The following is a 2,864-nucleotide window of genomic DNA, read 5'->3' as shown; positions in this document are numbered from 1 at the left end:
GTGTCGATCACGGTCAAGCTGATCAACCCCATCGCCATGGAAGAAGGCCTGCGCTTCGCCATCCGCGAAGGCGGCCGTACCGTTGGCGCCGGCGTCGTTGCCAAGATCATTGCTTAAGGGATTTTGTGGGTCAGACCACTCGCTCTGGCGTGTTCTCTGACCTCAACGGATTAACAGCCCTCAGGGGCATCGCCAGTAGGGGTATAGCTCAATTGGCAGAGCGTCGGTCTCCAAAACCGAAGGTTGTAGGTTCGATTCCTACTGCCCCTGCCACCCAGCAGGATGTTTCCGGGAATTGATCCGGCCCTGTTGAGTGGTTGACAAGCCCACCGAAGTCGATGAGACCTCTGGTGGGCTTGCGTGTCTCAAGCTTTCGAGTTTTGAGCACGTTTTTTGATAAGTTTTGTCTGGATTTTCATGGCCACCTCCGAAGTACAAACCGTCCACACCGGCGCCGACAAGGCCAAGCTGGCGGCTGCCATCGCGTTGCTGTTGGGCTCGTTTGTCGCCTACTACCTGCTGTCGTCCCGGGGCGCCCTGGTGCAGTGGGGTGCCCTGATCGCGCTGCTGGTGGCTGCTGTGGTGGTGTTTGCAGTGTCCGAGTCGGGCAAGCAGCTGATTGCCTTTGGGCGCGATGCATGGCGCGAAGTCAAAAAGGTTGTCTGGCCCGCCCGCAAGGAAGCGATCCAGATGACGGCTTATGTTTTCGCCTTCGTGCTCGTGATGTCGCTCTTTTTGTGGCTCACCGACAAGACGGTCGAATGGCTGTTCTACGACCTGATTCTGGGCTGGAGAAAATAAATGACCGAGCAAAACAGTCCCGTGACCGACGGCGTGGCCGCAGAAGGCATGCGCTGGTACGTGGTCCACGCCTACTCGGGCATGGAAAAAGCCGCCGAGCGCAACATCGTCGAGCGCATCAACCGCGCCGGCATGCAAGACAAATTTGGCCGCATTCTCGTGCCCACCGAAGAGGTGGTCGAAATGAAAAACGGCCAACGACGTACCACCGAGCGCAAGTTCTTCCCCGGCTATGTGCTGGTGGAAATGGTGATGGACGACGACACATGGCACCTCGTCAAGCACACCAACAAAGTGACCGGCTTTGTGGGTGGCGCCAAGAACCGCCCGGCGCCGATCTCCGAGGAAGACGTTCAGAAGATCGTCAACCAGATGCAGGAAGGCACCGACAAGCCCCGCCACAAGGTGGAGTTCGTCGTGGGCGAATATGTTCGTGTGAAGGAAGGTCCCTTCACCGACTTCAACGGCACGGTCGAAGAAGTCAATTACGAGAAGAACAAGATGCGCGTGTCGGTGACCATCTTCGGTCGCGCCACGCCGGTCGAACTCGAATTCAGCCAGGTCGAAAAGACCTGACGGTTGCAGGTGCTGGCGGGTCGGCCCGACGCCAGTGCTGTTGAAGTTTTCCGGGTCCCCAACCGCGAGGAGGTTGTCCACTGTGGCAACCGTCTGCACTCGCAGGAGCTAAAAAATGGCGAAAAAAATCGTCGGCTTCGTCAAGCTGCAAGTCCCAGCTGGCAAGGCCAACCCTTCCCCTCCGATCGGCCCGGCACTGGGTCAGCGCGGCCTGAACATCATGGAGTTCTGCAAGGCGTTCAACGCCCAGACCCAGGGCGTTGAGCCAGGTCTGCCGCTGCCCGTGGTGATCACGGCGTACGCGGACAAGAGCTTCACCTTCATCATCAAGACGCCGCCGGCGACCACCTTGATCAAGAAGGCGATCAAGCTCGACAAGGGCTCTTCGGTGCCCAACAAGAACAAGGTCGGCAAGATCACGCGCGCACAGCTCGAAGAGATCGCCAAGACCAAGATGAAAGACATGACCGCCGCCGATGTGGACGCTGCCGTGCGCACCATCGCCGGTTCGGCCCGCTCGATGGGCGTGATTGTGGAGGGCGTGTAAATGGCCAAGCTGACCAAAAAACAGAAAGCCTTCGAAGGCAAGGTCGACAGCAACAAGCTGTACGCCCTGACCGAGGCCATCGCCATCATCAAGGAATGCGCGAACGCCAAGTTTGACGAATCCATCGACGTGGCCATCCAGCTCGGCGTGGACGCCAAGAAATCCGACCAGGTGGTGCGTGGCGCCGTCGTGATGCCCAACGGCACCGGCAAGACCAAGCGCGTCGCCGTGTTTGCCCAGGGCGCCAAGGCCGAAGAAGCCAAGGCCGCTGGTGCCGATATCGTGGGCATGGACGATCTGGCCGCCGACATCAAGGCCGGCAACATGAACTTCGACGTGGTGATCGCCTCGCCGGACGCCATGCGCGTCGTCGGTACCCTGGGTCAGATCCTGGGTCCGCGTGGCCTGATGCCCAACCCGAAGGTCGGCACCGTGACGCCCGACGTCGCACAAGCCGTGCGCAACGCCAAGGCTGGTCAGGTGCAGTTCCGCGTCGACAAGGCCGGCATCGTGCACGGCACCATTGGTCGCCGCTCGTTCGAAGCCGACAAGCTCCAGGGCAACCTGGTGGCCCTGCTCGACGCGCTGACCAAAGCCAAGCCAGCGACCAGCAAGGGTGTGTACCTGCGCAAGGTCGCGGTGTCGTCGACCATGGGTGTCGGCGTTCGTGTGGACATGCAATCCATCTCGGCGTAATCGCGAGAAAGAATTCGGGTGACGCAGGTTGCCCGGGTGTGGTGGGTCCGGAGGCTGGTTGTGATGACCAGCTCCCGGGGCCATCCAAGACCGTTGGTGTCGGATCAAGTTCTTCGGAATGCGGTCCGACTTAATTGTGACAAGCCAACGCAGATGGCGATCCCGCTGCAGATGGAATCCGTTCCGAAACAGTTGATCGCTGCAATGAGGCGTGTCTCAGGTCGTTGGACCGAAGGCACATTTA

At 59.9% G+C, this 2,864-nt stretch carries 4 protein-coding genes, 1 tRNA gene and 1 pseudogene; all 6 read left to right on the top strand.

Annotated elements, in window-relative coordinates:
- A pseudogene (locus tag Q0C59_RS19455) lies at positions 1-117 on the top strand (elongation factor Tu); the annotation flags it as partial.
- A gap of 80 nt (positions 118-197) precedes the next feature.
- A tRNA-Trp gene (locus Q0C59_RS19450) sits at positions 198-273 on the top strand.
- A 144-nt stretch (positions 274-417) separates the two neighbouring features.
- On the top strand, positions 418-801 hold the full coding sequence (secE, locus tag Q0C59_RS19445; protein WP_291218687.1) for a preprotein translocase subunit SecE: 384 nt from the start codon (positions 418-420) through the stop codon (positions 799-801).
- Entirely contained in the window at positions 802-1,377 is a 576-nt protein-coding gene (nusG, locus tag Q0C59_RS19440; protein ID WP_056267420.1) for a transcription termination/antitermination protein NusG, read from the top strand.
- Positions 1,378-1,492: 115 nt separating this feature from the next.
- Entirely contained in the window at positions 1,493-1,924 is a 432-nt protein-coding gene (rplK, locus tag Q0C59_RS19435; RefSeq protein WP_056267423.1) for a 50S ribosomal protein L11, read from the top strand.
- Positions 1,925-2,620 (top strand): 50S ribosomal protein L1, encoded by a 696-nt coding sequence (gene rplA / locus Q0C59_RS19430; RefSeq protein ID WP_056267428.1) that lies wholly within the window; start codon positions 1,925-1,927, stop codon positions 2,618-2,620. It begins immediately after the preceding gene.
- The last annotated feature ends 244 nt before the right edge of the window (positions 2,621-2,864 follow it).

It is taken from the genome of Hydrogenophaga sp. (genome assembly GCF_022844385.1).
GTDB lineage: Bacteria > Pseudomonadota > Gammaproteobacteria > Burkholderiales > Burkholderiaceae_C > Hydrogenophaga.
The sequence above is the reverse complement of the archived record's forward strand: the minus strand, read 5'-3'. Positions and strand labels throughout refer to the sequence as shown.